The organism is Pseudoalteromonas aurantia (assembly GCF_005886875.1).
In the GTDB taxonomy this organism is placed as follows: Bacteria; Pseudomonadota; Gammaproteobacteria; order Enterobacterales; family Alteromonadaceae; genus Pseudoalteromonas; species Pseudoalteromonas aurantia_A.
The window spans coordinates 22,830-37,860 of record NZ_PNBY01000032.1; the positions used below are offsets into that span (position 1 = coordinate 22,830).

Annotated in this window: 20 protein-coding genes; 13 read left to right on the forward strand and 7 right to left on the reverse strand. The window is 41.8% G+C overall.

The features are described from left to right. Window positions 1-7 precede the first annotated feature (7 nt). From CWC18_RS07250 to CWC18_RS07275, 6 genes are read right to left on the reverse strand one after another with little or no spacing between them, the layout of a single operon-like run. Window positions 8-265 carry a BolA family protein gene (locus tag CWC18_RS07250; protein ID WP_010361373.1) on the reverse strand — a complete coding sequence of 86 codons (258 nt, stop codon included), beginning with the start codon at window positions 263-265 and terminating at the stop codon, window positions 8-10. Between the two features lie 5 nt (window positions 266-270). Further along, on the reverse strand, window positions 271-570 hold the full coding sequence (locus CWC18_RS07255; protein WP_138592667.1) for an STAS domain-containing protein: 300 nt from the start codon (window positions 568-570) through the stop codon (window positions 271-273). Beyond that, entirely contained in the window at window positions 557-1,237 is a 681-nt protein-coding gene (locus CWC18_RS07260; protein WP_138674999.1) for an MlaC/ttg2D family ABC transporter substrate-binding protein, read from the reverse strand. The genes CWC18_RS07255 and CWC18_RS07260 overlap by 14 nt, the downstream gene beginning before the upstream one ends. A gap of 5 nt (window positions 1,238-1,242) precedes the next feature. Beyond that, window positions 1,243-1,791, reverse strand: a complete 549-nt coding sequence (gene mlaD, locus CWC18_RS07265) for an outer membrane lipid asymmetry maintenance protein MlaD (protein ID WP_138592668.1) — start codon at window positions 1,789-1,791, stop codon at window positions 1,243-1,245. Window positions 1,792-1,805: 14 nt separating this feature from the next. After that, on the reverse strand, window positions 1,806-2,585 hold the full coding sequence (gene mlaE / locus CWC18_RS07270) for a lipid asymmetry maintenance ABC transporter permease subunit MlaE (protein WP_138592669.1): 780 nt from the start codon (window positions 2,583-2,585) through the stop codon (window positions 1,806-1,808). Then, window positions 2,582-3,424, reverse strand: coding sequence for an ATP-binding cassette domain-containing protein (locus CWC18_RS07275; protein WP_138592670.1), 843 nt, complete (start codon window positions 3,422-3,424; stop codon window positions 2,582-2,584). Before CWC18_RS07275 ends, mlaE begins: the two co-directional genes overlap by 4 nt. Before the next feature lie 191 nt (window positions 3,425-3,615). Here CWC18_RS07275 and CWC18_RS07280 point away from each other — a divergent pair, with 191 nt between their 5' ends. The 12 genes from CWC18_RS07280 to mgtE all read left to right on the forward strand — a co-directional run bounded on the left by CWC18_RS07280 (window position 3,616) and on the right by mgtE (window position 12,910). Next, the gene (locus CWC18_RS07280) at window positions 3,616-4,572 is read left to right on the forward strand and encodes a calcium/sodium antiporter (RefSeq protein WP_138592671.1); all 957 of its coding nucleotides are present in this window, start codon (window positions 3,616-3,618) and stop codon (window positions 4,570-4,572) included. Window positions 4,573-4,588: 16 nt separating this feature from the next. Next, complete coding sequence (locus CWC18_RS07285) at window positions 4,589-5,560, forward strand: KpsF/GutQ family sugar-phosphate isomerase (RefSeq protein ID WP_138592672.1); 972 nt, start codon at window positions 4,589-4,591, stop codon at window positions 5,558-5,560. Beyond that, entirely contained in the window at window positions 5,561-6,112 is a 552-nt protein-coding gene (kdsC, locus tag CWC18_RS07290) for a 3-deoxy-manno-octulosonate-8-phosphatase KdsC (protein ID WP_138592673.1), read from the forward strand. After that, a complete protein-coding gene (gene lptC / locus CWC18_RS07295) occupies window positions 6,109-6,663 on the forward strand; it encodes an LPS export ABC transporter periplasmic protein LptC (RefSeq protein ID WP_138592674.1) in 555 nt (184 codons plus the stop codon). Before kdsC ends, lptC begins: the two co-directional genes overlap by 4 nt. Continuing rightward, complete coding sequence (gene lptA / locus CWC18_RS07300; RefSeq protein ID WP_138592675.1) at window positions 6,653-7,177, forward strand: lipopolysaccharide transport periplasmic protein LptA; 525 nt, start codon at window positions 6,653-6,655, stop codon at window positions 7,175-7,177. Before lptC ends, lptA begins: the two co-directional genes overlap by 11 nt. 2 nt (window positions 7,178-7,179) lie before the next feature. Then, window positions 7,180-7,905 carry an LPS export ABC transporter ATP-binding protein gene (gene lptB, locus CWC18_RS07305; RefSeq protein ID WP_138592676.1) on the forward strand — a complete coding sequence of 242 codons (726 nt, stop codon included), beginning with the start codon at window positions 7,180-7,182 and terminating at the stop codon, window positions 7,903-7,905. A gap of 56 nt (window positions 7,906-7,961) precedes the next feature. Further along, the gene (locus CWC18_RS07310) at window positions 7,962-9,464 is read left to right on the forward strand and encodes an RNA polymerase factor sigma-54 (protein WP_138674996.1); all 1,503 of its coding nucleotides are present in this window, start codon (window positions 7,962-7,964) and stop codon (window positions 9,462-9,464) included. Window positions 9,465-9,492: 28 nt separating this feature from the next. Continuing rightward, on the forward strand, window positions 9,493-9,780 hold the full coding sequence (gene hpf, locus CWC18_RS07315) for a ribosome hibernation promoting factor (RefSeq protein WP_010361359.1): 288 nt from the start codon (window positions 9,493-9,495) through the stop codon (window positions 9,778-9,780). Window positions 9,781-9,782: 2 nt separating this feature from the next. Beyond that, window positions 9,783-10,235, forward strand: a complete 453-nt coding sequence (ptsN, locus tag CWC18_RS07320) for a PTS IIA-like nitrogen regulatory protein PtsN (RefSeq protein ID WP_138592678.1) — start codon at window positions 9,783-9,785, stop codon at window positions 10,233-10,235. Window positions 10,236-10,251: 16 nt separating this feature from the next. After that, window positions 10,252-11,097 (forward strand): RNase adapter RapZ, encoded by an 846-nt coding sequence (gene rapZ, locus CWC18_RS07325; RefSeq protein WP_138592679.1) that lies wholly within the window; start codon window positions 10,252-10,254, stop codon window positions 11,095-11,097. 4 nt (window positions 11,098-11,101) lie between these two features. After that, the gene (locus CWC18_RS07330; RefSeq protein WP_138592685.1) at window positions 11,102-11,374 is read left to right on the forward strand and encodes an HPr family phosphocarrier protein; all 273 of its coding nucleotides are present in this window, start codon (window positions 11,102-11,104) and stop codon (window positions 11,372-11,374) included. A 177-nt stretch (window positions 11,375-11,551) separates the two neighbouring features. Beyond that, window positions 11,552-12,910, forward strand: coding sequence for a magnesium transporter (gene mgtE, locus CWC18_RS07335; RefSeq protein WP_138592680.1), 1,359 nt, complete (start codon window positions 11,552-11,554; stop codon window positions 12,908-12,910). Between the two features lie 63 nt (window positions 12,911-12,973). On the opposite strand, the gene pmbA is transcribed toward mgtE, so the two are convergent. After that, the gene (gene pmbA, locus CWC18_RS07340; RefSeq protein ID WP_138674997.1) at window positions 12,974-14,323 is read right to left on the reverse strand and encodes a metalloprotease PmbA; all 1,350 of its coding nucleotides are present in this window, start codon (window positions 14,321-14,323) and stop codon (window positions 12,974-12,976) included. 133 nt (window positions 14,324-14,456) lie between these two features. Here pmbA and yjgA point away from each other — a divergent pair, with 133 nt between their 5' ends. Further along, window positions 14,457-14,978 carry a ribosome biogenesis factor YjgA gene (yjgA, locus tag CWC18_RS07345; protein WP_138674998.1) on the forward strand — a complete coding sequence of 174 codons (522 nt, stop codon included), beginning with the start codon at window positions 14,457-14,459 and terminating at the stop codon, window positions 14,976-14,978. Window positions 14,979-15,031 lie beyond the last annotated feature (53 nt).

The following is a 15,031-nucleotide window of genomic DNA, read 5'->3' on the forward strand; positions in this document are numbered from 1 at the left end:
CAGCCCCCTATTGCGGAAGCATAAATTTGCGTTCTCTTTGCCACTCTGTTGGCGTAAAAGCTTTAATACTGACAGCATGAATGGTGCCATCGGAAATAGTTTCCATTAATGGCCCATAAACCAATTGCTGCTTTTTGACTCGGCTTAATCCGTCAAAACAGTCTCCAACAGCAATCACTTCATAATGACTACCATTTGCTTTTACTATCACTTCATCTAAAGCCAGTGACTCTTTTAATAATGTTTCGACTTGGTTTATTTCCATTATATTCACTCAAATAAGGTTGAAACCTGACCCAATGCCATCAAATTGCGCAATTGTTCAGGTATATTCTTAAGCTCAAGACGTTTATCTTGCTGCTGCAATTTACCTAAAGAGTGAATTAACCAAGCTAAGCCCGCTGTGTCAACCCTTGATACGCTAGAAAGGTCAAAATAGGTGACTGATTGCGTACTTTCTAGCTGTTGATTAAGAAGTCGTTCATTTGTGAGGCTATTTCGTGTGAGTTCCCCGCTGATAAAAACAACGCCCTCTTCGTTGCGTTTAAAGTGAACTTTAGCTATTGCCATCATCCCCCCTAAACTGCACTGGTAATCGGCTTTTCTTATCAAGTAACTTGATCACATGCTCAATCCCTTGCTGGCGTAAAATACCGTGTAATTCGGTTTGCTTTGCATCCAACAAACTGATCCCTTCCGCCATCATATCGTAAGCACGCCATTCATTATTCTTGCCTTTACGCACTTTAAAGTCGATACGAATATCCGGCTTACCCGCTTCAACGATTGTAGTATTCACGATAGCCACGTCATCAGCAGCAAACCTCTTGGCAGCACCAAACTCAACTTTTTGGTTCGTATATTGTGTAAATACCCCCGCATACGTCGCCACTAAATAACGTTGGAATACATCAATAAAAGTGCGTACATGGGCAATTGCTTGTACTTTTTCTTGCTTATCTTCTATCGTGCGGATTTTTTGTATATAGCTTCCGAGTACTCGATACGCTGCATATTTATAATCAATATATGGCATCAACTCTTCTTCTACAATAACTCTTAGGTGCTCTCTACTTTTTTTAACCTTGTCTTGGTCTCTAGCAACGCGTTGAAAGGTATTATCTGCCACTTGCTGTACCATTTTATACGGGTCTTTCAAATCAACTTCAGCGGCGGCTTGTACACTAAAAATTGATAATGTCAGTACAAGCATACTCAGTAAATTACGATAAACCATCATGATTATTCACCGCCTTGATTAAATAAAAACTGACCAATAAGCTCTTCTAGTACAAGCGCAGACTTCGTATCCGCAATCATGTCACCATTTTTCAGCGCTTTACTTTCAACCCCAAAGAGATCATCAAGTTCATCTGCTTCACTATTGCCAGCACTATCATTACCCAAACAAGATTGGCGCGCTGACTCTGAAGCAATAACCGGAGAAATCCCTAAATATTGCTCCCCTAAAATACCTGAGGTTAATATAGACACTGATGTTGTGTCTGAAAACTGACATTCATAGTTTGCATCTATTTTCATATTCACCACAGGCACAAACTCTTGTGGGTGAATACTGATCCCCTCAACGCGACCTATCACCACACCACCGACTTTTATAGGCGCTCTGGCTTTTAACGACCCAATATTTTCAAATTTCGCGTTCAATACATAGTACTCACCACTACCGCTAATGCCTGAGTTCGCTACTTTTAGCGCAAGTACAGCAAATGCGATAACGCCTAACGCAACAAACAAACCTACTAAAATCTCTATTTTCCGTGTATTCATGACTTTAAAACCTTTTAACCTGAAAACATCACAGCAGTTAGTAAGAAATCAAACCCTAACACTGCCAATGAAGAATGTACTACTGTCTCTGTTGTTGCTTTACTTATGCCTTCCGAGGTCGGGATACAATCATATCCTTTGTAAAGCGCAATCCACGTCACGACCAAAGCAAATACAAAACTTTTAATAATACCGTTGAGAATATCTTTTTCGAACGACACTTGCGCTTGCATAATTGACCAAAAACTTCCTGAATCAACCCCCAGCCAATCAACACCAACTAAATGAGCACCTAAAATAGCCACCGCTGAAAAAATAAGCGCCAAAATCGGCATACTGATAAAGCCAGCCCAAAAACGTGGCGCAATCACTCGCTTTAAAGGGTCAATCGCCATCATCTCTAAACTTGAAAGCTGTTCCGTTGCTTTCATGAGGCCAATTTCCGCCGTGAGTGCGCTTCCAGCTCGACCAGCGAAGAGTAACGCTGTTACAACAGGACCTAATTCACGTAATAAACTTAATGCAACCAAGGGTCCCAAACTGTCTTCTGCGCCATACCCAACGAGTACTGTATATCCTTGTAACGCCAGCACCATACCGATAAATAACCCAGATACCATAATAATTAGCAATGACTGATAGCCTATCATGTACAACTGACGGATCAGTAAAGGTGTGCCTTTTTTTGGATTAGGAATGTTTACTAGCGCGCCAATTAACATACGAGTCGAGCGCCCTAACGCCGCAAATCGACTGAGTGTTTTGTGACCCAATTTTTGTAAAAAATCCATCACCTAGCTCCTTGAATTAATAAAGCGTCCTCATAAGAGCTCGCGGGTTGGTGAAATGGGACAGGCCCGTCAGATAGACCTTGTAGAAATTGCTGCACTAGTGGGGAGCTATGCGCCAACATTTCATCAGCAGTTCCACTGCCAATCACACCTTGCTCTGCAATAATGACAACATGCTCCGCAATACTAAGGACCTCAGTCACATCATGAGTAACAATCAAGGATGACAAACCTAACACTTCATTCAATGATTTTATTAGTTTAACCAAAACCCCCATAGAAATCGGGTCTTGGCCAGCAAATGGTTCATCATACATAATAAGTTCAGGGTCCAGTGCAATGGCTCTGGCTAACGCGGCACGGCGTGCCATACCACCAGACAGCTCTGATGGCATTAACTCACTCGCTCCCCGTAACCCTACAGCTTGCAACTTCATTAGCACCACTAAGCGAATTAACTCTTCACTCAGTTTTGTATGCTCTCTCAGTGGGAACGCAACATTATCGAACACAGACATATCAGTAAAAAGTGCACCACTTTGGAACAGCATACTCATATTTTTTCGTGCATCATATAACGCTCTACGCGTCATATTAGGAATACTGGCGCCTTCGAATAATATATCACCACTATCGGGCTTAAGTTGACCCCCAATAAGGCGTAGCATAGTTGTTTTACCTATACCACTAGGGCCCATAATAGCGGTAATTTTTCCCTTAGGAACAGAAAAGCTCATGTTTTTATAGATGGTCTTTTCACCGCGTGAAAATGTCACATCCTTGATTTCAACTATTGCTTGCGACAAGTCGCTCTCCACATCTAGTTCGGCTAATATTGACATAATACGATTTTTTATCTCTTGAGGGAAAATACATTTCGTAAAATTATGTAATATTAACGCCTTAATTTAACCCGTAGTATCAACAAACTTACGCGAACCTTCCAATCAACCAGCCCCTTTTATTTATACTTTTTTTCTGGGTTTTGGTACTATTTACGCCAATGACGTTTTATTACTTGGTATAACTTTTAATGGTTTTGTCTTTCATCGTTCTAATATTAGGATTTGCAGCGCTTGTTTGGAGCGCAGATCGTTTTGTTTTTGGCGCGGCGGCATTGGCTCGAAATTTTGGTGTTCCCACACTCATCGTTGGTTTAACGATTGTCGCAATGGGATCATCAGCTCCTGAAATGATGGTTGCAGCTCAAGCTGCCTTAGTGGATAAAACAGATACCGCAGTTGGTAATGCTGTAGGTTCAAATATTGCCAACATATTGCTCGTTTTGGGTATTACCGCTTTATTGCGCCCATTGTCTGTGAGCTCAGGAATTTTAAAGCGAGAAATGCCTTTATTGGTCATTGTGTCCCTTGGCGCTTGGTTAATTATTAGTGATAATTACTTTAGTGCTACAGAAGGTACACTATTACTTGTCGGCTTTGTGTTATTTTTATTGGCGCTTATCATTATCACCAAACAAACCGGCAATCAGGACGACCCTCTGGTTAGCGAAGCTTGTGATGAGGTGCCTGACAATGTTCCGACCAAAAAAGCCATATTATGGCTCGTCATCGGTATGGTGTTACTCCCCATAAGTTCTCATTACCTAATAGGTTCTGCAGTTGATATTGCCAAGTTCTTTGGCATGAGTGATTTGCTTATTGGCTTAACCATCATCGCCATTGGTACCAGCCTGCCTGAGCTTGCAGCCTGTATTGCTGGTGTACTCAAAAAAGAAGATGATTTAGCCTTGGGTAATATTATCGGTTCAAACATTTTCAACATTTTAGCTGTACTCTCAATCGCTGGTATTTTAAACCCTGCCACCTTAGATGCAAATATCGCTCAACGAGATATTTTTGTTATGCTTGCAGCAACACTTGCGTTAATCATCATGAGCTTGAGTCTCACAGGTACACGCAGAATTAATCGTCTTGAAGGTGGGCTATTATTAGCAGCATTCATCGGCTACATGTATTACATTATTTAAACAATGGACTGCCTATATGACCCAAATTAACTTTTCAAAAACGGCTAGAGCTGTTATCGATATCGAGCGCCAAGCCATTGATGAAATAACGCAATATATAGACCAGCACTTTGAAAAAAGTTGCCAAACAATATTTGACTGTATTGGCAGAACCATCGTTATTGGCATGGGCAAATCTGGACATATCGGTAATAAAATCGCCGCAACTTTGGCAAGTACAGGTACGCCCGCATTTTTTGTTCACCCAGGTGAGGCCAGCCATGGTGATTTAGGCATGATCACCAAGCATGATGTGGTGCTGCTTATCTCTAACTCGGGTGAAACAGTAGAAATAATGAGCATTATTCCAGTTATAAAGCGAATTGGCGCTAAAACCATCGCCATGACAGGAAATCCACACTCCAGTATTGCACAATTAACCGATATTCATTTGTGTATTGCAGTCTCTAAAGAAGCATGCCCGCTTGGCTTAGCCCCCACAGCGAGTACAACAGCAACCCTCGTAATGGGTGATGCACTCGCCGTTGCTTTACTTGAAGCCAGAGGCTTTACTGCTGATGATTTTGCATTATCACACCCTGGAGGCGCATTAGGTAAACGTTTATTGCTAACCATTGCAGATATCATGCATAAAGGCGAGCAAGTGCCTATAGTCACTAATGGTGATACGGTAAAAACGGCACTCTTTGAAATGTCAGCAAAAGGTTTAGGTATGACTGCTGTTGTTGATGCAGACTCACGACTATGTGGTATTTTTACTGATGGTGACTTGCGACGTATTATAGAACAGCGAGTAGATTTACATAACGCCGTCATTAATGATGTTATGACCAAAGGCTGTGCCACCATTTCCCCAAATATACTTGCAGCTGAAGCATTAAATATTATGGAAACGAAACGAATCAATGGCTTAATTGTCATAGACGATGAACAACGCCCGATTGGTGCACTTAATACGCAAGATTTATTAAAAGCGGGAGTACTATAAATGCAGTTTGCTGATTTATACCAACCGATTTCCCCCCTCGTAGAAAGCAAAGCTGCTGCTGTGAAATTACTTATTTGTGACATCGACGGCGTTTTCTCGGATGGCCGTATTTATTTAGGTAACAATGGTGAAGAGTTAAAAGCGTTCAATACAAAAGATGGGTTTGGCATAAAAGCCCTCATAAATAGCGGCGTACAAGTTGCGGTGATCACGGGCCGACATTCACAGATTGTTCAGCAAAGAATGACTAGTTTAACGGTACCGTATATCTATCAAGGACAAGAAAATAAGCTAGTAGCCTATGCTGAATTAAAACGCGAGTTAAATTTATCTGATGATGAAATTGCTTATATTGGTGATGATGGTCCAGACCTACCAGTCATGGAAAAAGTGGGTTTCGCAGTCGCCGTAAACGATGCACACCCCCTTATTAAACGCTTATCACACTATACAACGCAATTACCAGGTGGCTTTGGTGCGGTCCGCGAGTTAACCGATTTACTTATGCTGGCACAAGGGCATACGCTTGGTAGTGAAGGAACGAGCGCATGACCACAAATCGCATTGCAGTATTGGGATTATTTTTACTAACAATGGGCTGGCTGTGGTACCCCTATTTATCTCAGCCATCTACCTCTCAAAACAATACCCAAGATGTAATAGCGAAACCAGATTATATTGCCACTGAGTTACAGCAAACGATTTATAATGAAAACGGTGTACGCAGCCATACTGTTACAGCAAAAAAAATGGAGTTATACCAAGAACTAGGATTTAGTCATTTCGAAGCGCCCATTTTCACCTTATATAATGGCACTATGAATTGGAAAATCACGGCAAAAGAAGCCACTTTATACGAAAACAACACACTGATTTTAGAGGGTGATGTAGTGGCAAAAAATTTAACCGACAAAGCCATGATCACGCACATAAATGCCGATCATATTCGTGTCGAAATTACCAAACGATTAATGCAGTCAGAACAGCCCGTAATAATCTCTGGGCCTGACTTAATGATAACAGGGAAAGGCTTGCTCGCCGACTTAAACACCGAGGTGATTGAGCTCATTAACCATACAAGAACCGTTTACTATGATCAATAAATTGAAAATTACTGTTGCCTTTATTGGATTAACACTGAGTCAAATAGCCCTAGCTCAAAGCGACTCCTTTGCTTCTGAAGTATCGATAAAAGCAGGTAAACAACAAGCACAGTTAAAAACAAATATCGGTATTTTTGAACAGAATGTCGAAATTATTCATGGCAATAGAAAGATAAACGCAGACCGCTTGGAAGTTCATCGCAGAGCAGAGCTCGGTGAAAACAAACAATTACTTGTTGCGACCGGCAGCCCCGCACTTTTTAGTGAAAAACAAGCTGACGGCACTTTATTAAGTGCCAGTGCACAAGAAGTGCGCTATGACGTTGCAAATAAAATGCTCATTATAAAAGGCGATGCTGAAATTAATCAGGCTGGTCAAATTATCAAAGCACAATCCATAACCTATGATATGGAGAAGCAATTAATTAATGCCGACAGAGGTAATCAAAATACCGGCCGTGTTCATACTATTTTAGTGCCAGAAAAAAAATCAGATAAAGACCAAGGCAAATAATTATGAGCACACTCACTGCACAAGCTTTGGCTAAAAGCTATAAAGGCCGTCAGGTAGTAAAAAATGTCAGCCTCAGTGTTGAAGCGGGCAGTATTGTTGGTCTATTAGGCCCCAATGGTGCAGGTAAAACCACCAGCTTTTATATGATTGTAGGGCTCGTGCCAAGCGACAATGGTACCGTTACTATTGATGGTCAAGACATTACTTTACTACCTATGCATAGCCGAGCACGGCTTGGTATTGGCTATTTACCACAAGAGTCATCTATCTTTCGTAAGCTCACTGTTTATCAAAATTTAATGGCAATCTTAGAAACACGTAAAGATCTCAGCAAAGCAGATCGAGAACAGCTGCTTAACGAACTCTTAGATGAGTTTAATATTCAACACATACGTGCAAGTCAGGGCATGGCATTATCTGGTGGCGAACGCCGCAGGGTAGAAATTGCTCGCGCTTTAGCCGCAAATCCAAAATTTATCCTATTAGATGAGCCTTTTGCTGGTGTTGATCCTATTTCAGTGTTAGATATAAAGAAAATTATCGAACATTTAAAAAAACGCGGTATAGGTGTTCTTATCACAGACCATAATGTACGTGAAACACTCGATGTGTGTGAAAAGGCGTACATTGTTTCACATGGTGAATTAATTGCATCTGGCACACCTGAACATGTGCTCGCCGATCAAACTGTTCGAGATGTCTACCTTGGTGAGCAATTCAGGCTATAGTTAATACACCTAGGTAATTTTAATAATTGAATAATGAAAAGGATTGTTAGAGATACATGAGGCAATCGCTACAGCTGCGCATGGGCCAGCAATTAACCATGACACCACAGTTACAGCAGGCTATTCGCTTGCTGCAACTAAGTACGCTCGATCTTCAACAAGAAATTCAAGAAGCATTAGACAGTAATCCCTTGCTAGAAGTTGAAGAATCAGAGCATGACAACGACAGTGATAATAGAGAAAAAGAACACAAAGAACTGAGTAAAGACGAGACAGGTTCAGATACCGCTGACGAGACGTCGGTTAGCGATTACGAACTAGATTCTGACGCTGCTATGAGTAAAGACACTGTCAGCGAAGAACTTGCTATGGACGTTACTTGGGACGAGTACATGAGCGCAGCCCCAGCAGCTAGTAGCGGCCCTATGCCTGAAGATGAGAATATGTATCAAGGGGAAACCAGTGAAACCCTACATGAATATCTCATGTGGCAGCTAGAGCTTACCCCATTTAGCGATACCGATAGGGGCATCGCAGTCGCAATTGTTGAAGCTGTTGACGATGGTGGCTTGTTAACCTTATCCACAGAAGAAATTTTAGATAGCTTAAACGACGGCAGCTCCGAAGAAGGCATTGAGCTCGATGAAATAGAAGCAGTACTCAAACGTATTCAGCTATTTGATCCTGTCGGTATTGCAGCTAGAAGCTTACAAGAGTGCTTATGTATTCAGTTGAACCAGTTTGATAAAGCGACACCTTGGTTAGATCAAACAAAACAAATTTTAACAGATCATATCGATTTACTTGCTAGTCGTGACTACCGAACTTTGATGAAGAAGACTAAACTCAAAGAATCGGATTTAAAAGATGTCATGACTCTGATCCACAGCTTAAATCCAAAACCGGCTGCCAGTATCATTCGTGAAGAATCAGAGTATGTGATCCCTGATGTGTCAGTTAAAAAAGTAAAAGGTCGTTGGTTGGTAGAGCTAAATCCTGATTCAATGCCTAAAATCAGGGTTAATGATCATTATGCTGCAATGTCGCGTTCAGTAAAATCGAGTACTGATAGCCAGTTTATCCGCTCGCATTTACAAGAGGCGAAATGGTTTATTAAAAGCTTAGAGAGCCGCAATGACACTTTAATGAAAGTTACTAATTGCATTGTGCAGCAACAACAGGCATTCTTTGAACATGGCCCTGAAGCAATGAAACCTATGGTGCTTAATGATGTGGCTGAAATGGTAGAGATGCATGAGTCGACCATTTCTCGAGTCACTACACAAAAATATATGCACACACCTAGGGGTATTTTTGAGTTGAAGTATTTCTTCTCAAGCCATGTTAGTACTGAAAACGGAGGTGAATGCTCTTCCACTGCGATTAGAGCATTGATCAAAAAGCTCATTGCCGCCGAAAATACAGCTAAGCCGTTAAGTGATAGCAAAATTGCGGATATATTGGCAGAGCAAGGAATCAAAGTGGCCCGACGTACCATAGCAAAATATCGGGAGTCGTTAGCCATTCCACCGTCAAATCAGCGTAAAAGCTTGATATAAGACGTATTACCAAAGAAGGAAAATGCTTATGCAACTAAATTTAACTGGTCGTCACGTAGAAGTTACAGAATCACTAAGAGACTATGTCAACACTAAGTTTGCGAAGCTAGAAAGGCACTTTGATCATATTAATAACGTTCATGTGATCTTAGATGTTGAAAAGCTGGTACAGAAAGCCGAAGCTACCTTACACCTCAGTGGCGCTGAAGTCTTTGCCTCTACTGAGCATCAAGATATGTATGCCGCTATCGATGGTTTGGTTGATAAGCTAGACAGACAAGTAATTAAACATAAAGAGAAGCTTACTCGACACTAATCATGAAATTAAGCTCAATAATCAACAAGGACTGCAGTAAAGCTGCGGTCCTTTTTAATAGTAAAAAACGGATTTTAGAATACGTTAGCGAGCTAGCGCATGAGCAATTACCGCAATTAGAGCAGCATCATATTCTGTCGGCCTTAATGAACCGTGAAAAACTAGGCAGCACCGGAATAGGTAAAGGAATTGCGCTCCCTCATGGACGTATGGAGGGTATAGAACATGTTTTTGCTATACTCTTAGTCAGCGAGCAAACCATTCCATTTGATGCAATAGACAATCGCCCTGTTGATATTTTTGTTGCGCTAATAGTACCTGAAGGAGATAATCAGCAACACTTAAAGACACTATCTGCAATTGCAGATAAGTTGAAAAATAAAGAGTTTTGCAAACAATTAAGACATGCAAGTAGTGATTCCGAGCTTTATAGTATTATTGCTGCACAGGATTAATAAATAGGGGAAAGTCGTGGAATTAATCATCATCAGTGGTCGTTCAGGATCAGGGAAGTCGGTAGCGCTAAGGGTATTAGAAGACCTTGGCTACTATTGTGTTGATAATATCCCCGTGAACTTATTGCCATCACTAGTAAGAAGCGTTTCCGAAAACTACGACAAAATAGCCGTCAGTATTGATGTTAGAAACTTGCCTAAACAGCAAGAAGAGTTTAACGATATTCTTGAGTACTTACCCGGTTTCGCGAATCCAGCCCTATTTTATTTAGACAGTGATGACCAAACACTAATCAAGCGTTTTTCTGAAACCCGCCGCTTACATCCATTATCTATCAATAACTTGCCTTTAGATTTAGCGATTAAAGAAGAAAAGCAACTACTTGATGTACTCAATACCAGCGCAGATATGGTCATTGACACGACGGATCTAAGCGTACATCAATTAGCTGAGGCTATCCGTGAACGTATATTAGGTAAAAAAGATAAACAGCTGATCATCACCTTCTTATCTTTTGGGTTTAAACACGGCATGCCCAAAGATGCTGATTATGTCTTTGATGCTCGATTCCTACCCAACCCTCATTGGGAGCCTGATTTAAAACCACTCACAGGTTTAGATCAACCCGTACAAGAATATTTAGCTGGACATAGCATAGTACAAAAATTCACTTGGCAAATTCAGACCTTCGTGCAAACTTGGTTACCTCACCTTGAACGCAATAACCGCAGCTATCTTACTATTGCTATCGGCTGTACTGGTGGACAGCATCGTTCTGTTTATCTGGCGCAAACCATTGGAGAAAGCTTCCAACGTTCTCACCCTAATGTACAGATCCGACATCGTGAGCAAAGTAGCTAATATCATGTGCTGTGAGGGGACTTTTTTAATTCAAAACAAATGTGGTTTACATGCAAGAGCCGCCACTGTACTGGCACAACTAGCGGTGAAGTTCGATGCAAATATTACCATATACCAAGATGAGAAAGAGGCGGCAGGCGACAGCGTGTTAGCACTGCTTTTACTAGAGAGTAGTCAAGGAAAATACGTAAAAATCCGCTGTGAAGGGCCAGATGCAGAATCAGCTTTATCTGCCATTGGCGATTTAATAGAACAAAAATTTCACGAACAAGAGTAACTTGCCGACAACAAGTTACTATAAATACGCCTATCCTACGTGGCAACACGCTCTAAAGTACGTTAAACTCTCAAGCCAAGGCCCGCGCACCTCAGCATCATTCGCTGCATATTATCCAACATATATTCACTAGGTACGCGTAAAAAGACTAACAATACGACATTAATTAGGAAGCCTATGCCTGAAGCGCTTGAACAAGATTATACTTTACAGCAACTCCAGCAAGTTACCCTTGCGCTTAATAGTGGGCAGTTTGTTCAAGTCAGGCGAATTTTAGCAGAAACAGCACCGTGTGATACCGCACTCTTACTCGAATCTTCACCTCATAAAGTCAGAACGCAACTTTGGAAACTCGTAGACCCTGATATTCAAGGCGATGTACTTGAAGAGTTATCCGAAGATGTTCGTCTTGGCATTATCGCTAAAATGAAGCCTGAACTCATTGCAGCAGCAACAGAGGATATGGACGATGATGATTTAGGTGAAGTATTACGAAGCTTGCCTGATACGGTGTATCACGATGTTGTTAGCAGCATGGACACGCAAGATCGTGAGCGGGCCACCCAAGCCTTATCCTATCAAGAACGCTCTGCTGGCGCATTGATGAACAGTGACACCGTCACTATTCGTGCTGATGTATCATTAGATGTTGTACTACGCTACTTACGCTTGCGTGGCGACCTACCCGATGGCACAGATGACTTATATGTTGTTGATAAAGATAACTGCTTTATTGGCGCGCTCCCTTTGAGTACCTTATTGACGAATCCACCAGATCATTTAGTTCAAGCGTTGATGGATGAGGACAAAGAGTCAATTCCCATTTCAATGGATGAAACTGAAGTCGCCCAACTTTTTGAGCGTCATAACTGGATCTCCGCCGCGGTTGTCGATGATAATAACCACCTACTAGGCAGGATCACCATTGACGATATTGTTGATGTTATTCGAGAAGATGCTGAACATAGCTTACTCAGCATGGCGGGCCTTGATGATGAAGAAGACACCTTTGCACCCGTTCTAAAAAGTAGCCGCCGTCGTTCAATTTGGCTAGGGATCAACTTATTAACTGCGCTACTCGCAGCATTTGTCGCGAGCTTTTTTGAAAATACCCTCGATATTCTCCCCGTACTTGCTGTACTCAACGGCATAGTCCCCAGCATGGGTGGAGTGGCTGGTAGCCAAACACTGACCTTGGTGATCCGAGGTATCGCACTTGGCCATATAAATCAAACTAACCAACGATTTATACTCGGTAAAGAGTTAGCTATTGGGGCGCTAAATGGTTTGCTGTGGTCTTTACTCATCGCTGGCGTTGTAGCGCTTTGGAAGTGGGACTTTACGTTAGGAGCAGTGATTGCCTTTGCGATGTTTATGAATTTACTCGCGGCTGGTATTGCGGGTGCAAGTATTCCACTTATTCTCAAAAGAATGAAAATTGACCCTGCGCTTGCAGGTAGTGTCGTTTTGACAACCGTTACTGATATTGTTGGGATATTTGCCTTTTTAGGTACTGCAACCTGGTTTTTAACTTAGCGCTGTAACAGCAATAGCCTGAAGTAAAGGCACTCTGAGCCCCTTTACTTCAGATCAAAAATATTACTCTCCAGCAACTTGCATTGATTCAATCAATACTGAGCCAGTCTGTACGCTCCCTCGCGCTTCTATATCACCGCCAATAGCTTGAATGCCTTTAAACATGTCCTGTAAGTTACCCGCTATGGTTATTTCACTTACCGGATATTGAATTTCACCATTTTCGACCCAAAAACCAGCAGCACCGCGCGAGTAATCACCTGTTACGGTGTTAACACCTTGGCCCATTAATTCGGTTACCAACAAGCCGGTACCCATCGTCTGTAGTACAGCATGCAGATCATCATGCGTTTGTTGTACTAACCAATTATGAATGCCCCCAGCATGACCTGTGGCTGTCATCCCCAATTTACGGGCTGCGTAGCTCGCGAGTAAATATGTTTGTAATGCTCCACCGCTAATAATATCTCGGTCACGGGTTTTTACCCCTTCGCTATCAAATGGACTAGATGCTAGCCCTTTTAATACATGTGGTCTCTCTAGAATAGAGACGCATGGGTTAAAAACTTGTTTATGAAGGCTATCAAGCAAAAATGTCGATTTACGGTATAGTGCCCCACCGCCAATCGCCGATACCAAATGTCCAAACAGGCTATTTGCAATATCAGCTCTAAAAACAACCGGGGTCTTCATCGTTTTTATTTTTTGACTATTTAATTTCGCAAGCGTTGATTCTGCGGCTTCAACCCCCACTAAACTAGCGCCTTTTAACCCACCTTGTTCACGAGAAATTGTGTAGGCAGAATCGCGTTGCATATGCTCGCCATCTTGACCAATTACCATGGTACTTAACGTATGTCGTGTGCGAGGAAACCCAGCAACTAAGCCATGACTGTTACCATATACTCGCACACCTTGATGACTTGCAAAACTGGCCCCATCAGAATTGACGATACGTGGGTCAAATTCTAATGCCGCTTTTTCAGCTTCAAGACAAAACTCAATGCCTTGCTCAGGAGAAACGTCCCACGGATGATAAAGATCTAAATCAGGAGGTGACATCTCTAAAAGCTGCTTATCAGCGACTCCATTACATGGGTCATCTGATGTAAACTTGGCAATATCAATGGCTTTTTCTACCACCGAGCGCAAAGCCTTCGAGCTCAAATCTGCAGTAGACGCACTCCCTTTATGATTGCCAACATACACACTGATCCCCAAACCACCATCTTGATTAAACTCAATGGTATCAACCTCGCCCATTCGTGTACTCACAGAAAGGCCCGAAGTGCTAGACATAGCAGCTTCTGAGGCGGTGGCGCCCAACTTTTTCGCATGGGCCAGTACATCAGAAACGGCTTGCTTCACGTCATCAATTTGTTGATAAATAGGGTCTTGTTGGGCTCTGCTCATGGGCATCTTCTCTAATAATTTATGTCTTCATATTAATGCTAACACACATCACGATTATCGCCCTATTCAAGCAAAGCTTTTCCTACGTATAATTGGTATACTTAGCACAAATAGATTACTACTAGTTTGAATCATGGCTAAGAAAAAGAAACCCGTAATTGAAGAAGACATTATCTATGTCTCTAAAAGTGAACTGAAACGTGATGCGCAACAGTATCAGCAACTTGCGCTCGACTTAGCCAGTATGGCAAAAAAGCAACGTGATAAATTGCCGCTTACTGATGATTTATTACAAGCAATGATCGTCGCAGATAAAATACGAGCCAAAAGTGAAGCTTATCGTAGGCATATTAACTACATCACAAAAACACTTCGCACCACAGAGAATATTGCCGAAATAGAAGCGGCTATCGACTTGATGTTAAATAAAAATAATCAAGCTGACGTGCTCTTAAATAAAATTGAAATAATCAGAGATGAATTAATTCAACAAGGTGACGACAAAGTCAATGAATTGCTTGCTGAGTACCCAGAGTTAGAACGTCAAAAAATGCGACAACTCGTCCGCCAAGCCAAAAAAGAAGCCTCTGCGGAAAAACCAGCGAAGGGATATAAGGAACTTTTTCAGTATTTAAAAGAAGCGATGATGCCATAATTACCAGGCTGAAGGGCTAAAGACATAAAAAAACCAGCTAATGCTTAATGCCA

What these genes read in the sequence shown, in the direction of transcription:
- CWC18_RS07250 (WP_010361373.1), bottom strand. Translation starts at nt 265, where the DNA reads ATGGAAATAAACCAAGTCGAAACATTATTAAAAGAGTCACTGGCTTTA.
- CWC18_RS07255 (WP_138592667.1), bottom strand. Translation starts at nt 570, where the DNA reads ATGGCAATAGCTAAAGTTCACTTTAAACGCAACGAAGAGGGCGTTGTT.
- CWC18_RS07260 (WP_138674999.1), bottom strand. Translation starts at nt 1,237, where the DNA reads ATGGTTTATCGTAATTTACTGAGTATGCTTGTACTGACATTATCAATT.
- mlaD (WP_138592668.1), bottom strand. Translation starts at nt 1,791, where the DNA reads ATGAATACACGGAAAATAGAGATTTTAGTAGGTTTGTTTGTTGCGTTA.
- CWC18_RS07275 (WP_138592670.1), bottom strand. Translation starts at nt 3,424, where the DNA reads ATGTCAATATTAGCCGAACTAGATGTGGAGAGCGACTTGTCGCAAGCA.
- CWC18_RS07280 (WP_138592671.1), top strand. Translation starts at nt 3,616, where the DNA reads ATGGTTTTGTCTTTCATCGTTCTAATATTAGGATTTGCAGCGCTTGTT.
- CWC18_RS07285 (WP_138592672.1), top strand. Translation starts at nt 4,589, where the DNA reads ATGACCCAAATTAACTTTTCAAAAACGGCTAGAGCTGTTATCGATATC.
- kdsC (WP_138592673.1), top strand. Translation starts at nt 5,561, where the DNA reads ATGCAGTTTGCTGATTTATACCAACCGATTTCCCCCCTCGTAGAAAGC.
- lptC (WP_138592674.1), top strand. Translation starts at nt 6,109, where the DNA reads ATGACCACAAATCGCATTGCAGTATTGGGATTATTTTTACTAACAATG.
- lptA (WP_138592675.1), top strand. Translation starts at nt 6,653, where the DNA reads ATGATCAATAAATTGAAAATTACTGTTGCCTTTATTGGATTAACACTG.
- lptB (WP_138592676.1), top strand. Translation starts at nt 7,180, where the DNA reads ATGAGCACACTCACTGCACAAGCTTTGGCTAAAAGCTATAAAGGCCGT.
- CWC18_RS07310 (WP_138674996.1), top strand. Translation starts at nt 7,962, where the DNA reads ATGAGGCAATCGCTACAGCTGCGCATGGGCCAGCAATTAACCATGACA.
- hpf (WP_010361359.1), top strand. Translation starts at nt 9,493, where the DNA reads ATGCAACTAAATTTAACTGGTCGTCACGTAGAAGTTACAGAATCACTA.
- ptsN (WP_138592678.1), top strand. Translation starts at nt 9,783, where the DNA reads ATGAAATTAAGCTCAATAATCAACAAGGACTGCAGTAAAGCTGCGGTC.
- CWC18_RS07330 (WP_138592685.1), top strand. Translation starts at nt 11,102, where the DNA reads ATGTGCTGTGAGGGGACTTTTTTAATTCAAAACAAATGTGGTTTACAT.
- mgtE (WP_138592680.1), top strand. Translation starts at nt 11,552, where the DNA reads ATGCCTGAAGCGCTTGAACAAGATTATACTTTACAGCAACTCCAGCAA.
- pmbA (WP_138674997.1), bottom strand. Translation starts at nt 14,323, where the DNA reads ATGAGCAGAGCCCAACAAGACCCTATTTATCAACAAATTGATGACGTG.
- yjgA (WP_138674998.1), top strand. Translation starts at nt 14,457, where the DNA reads ATGGCTAAGAAAAAGAAACCCGTAATTGAAGAAGACATTATCTATGTC.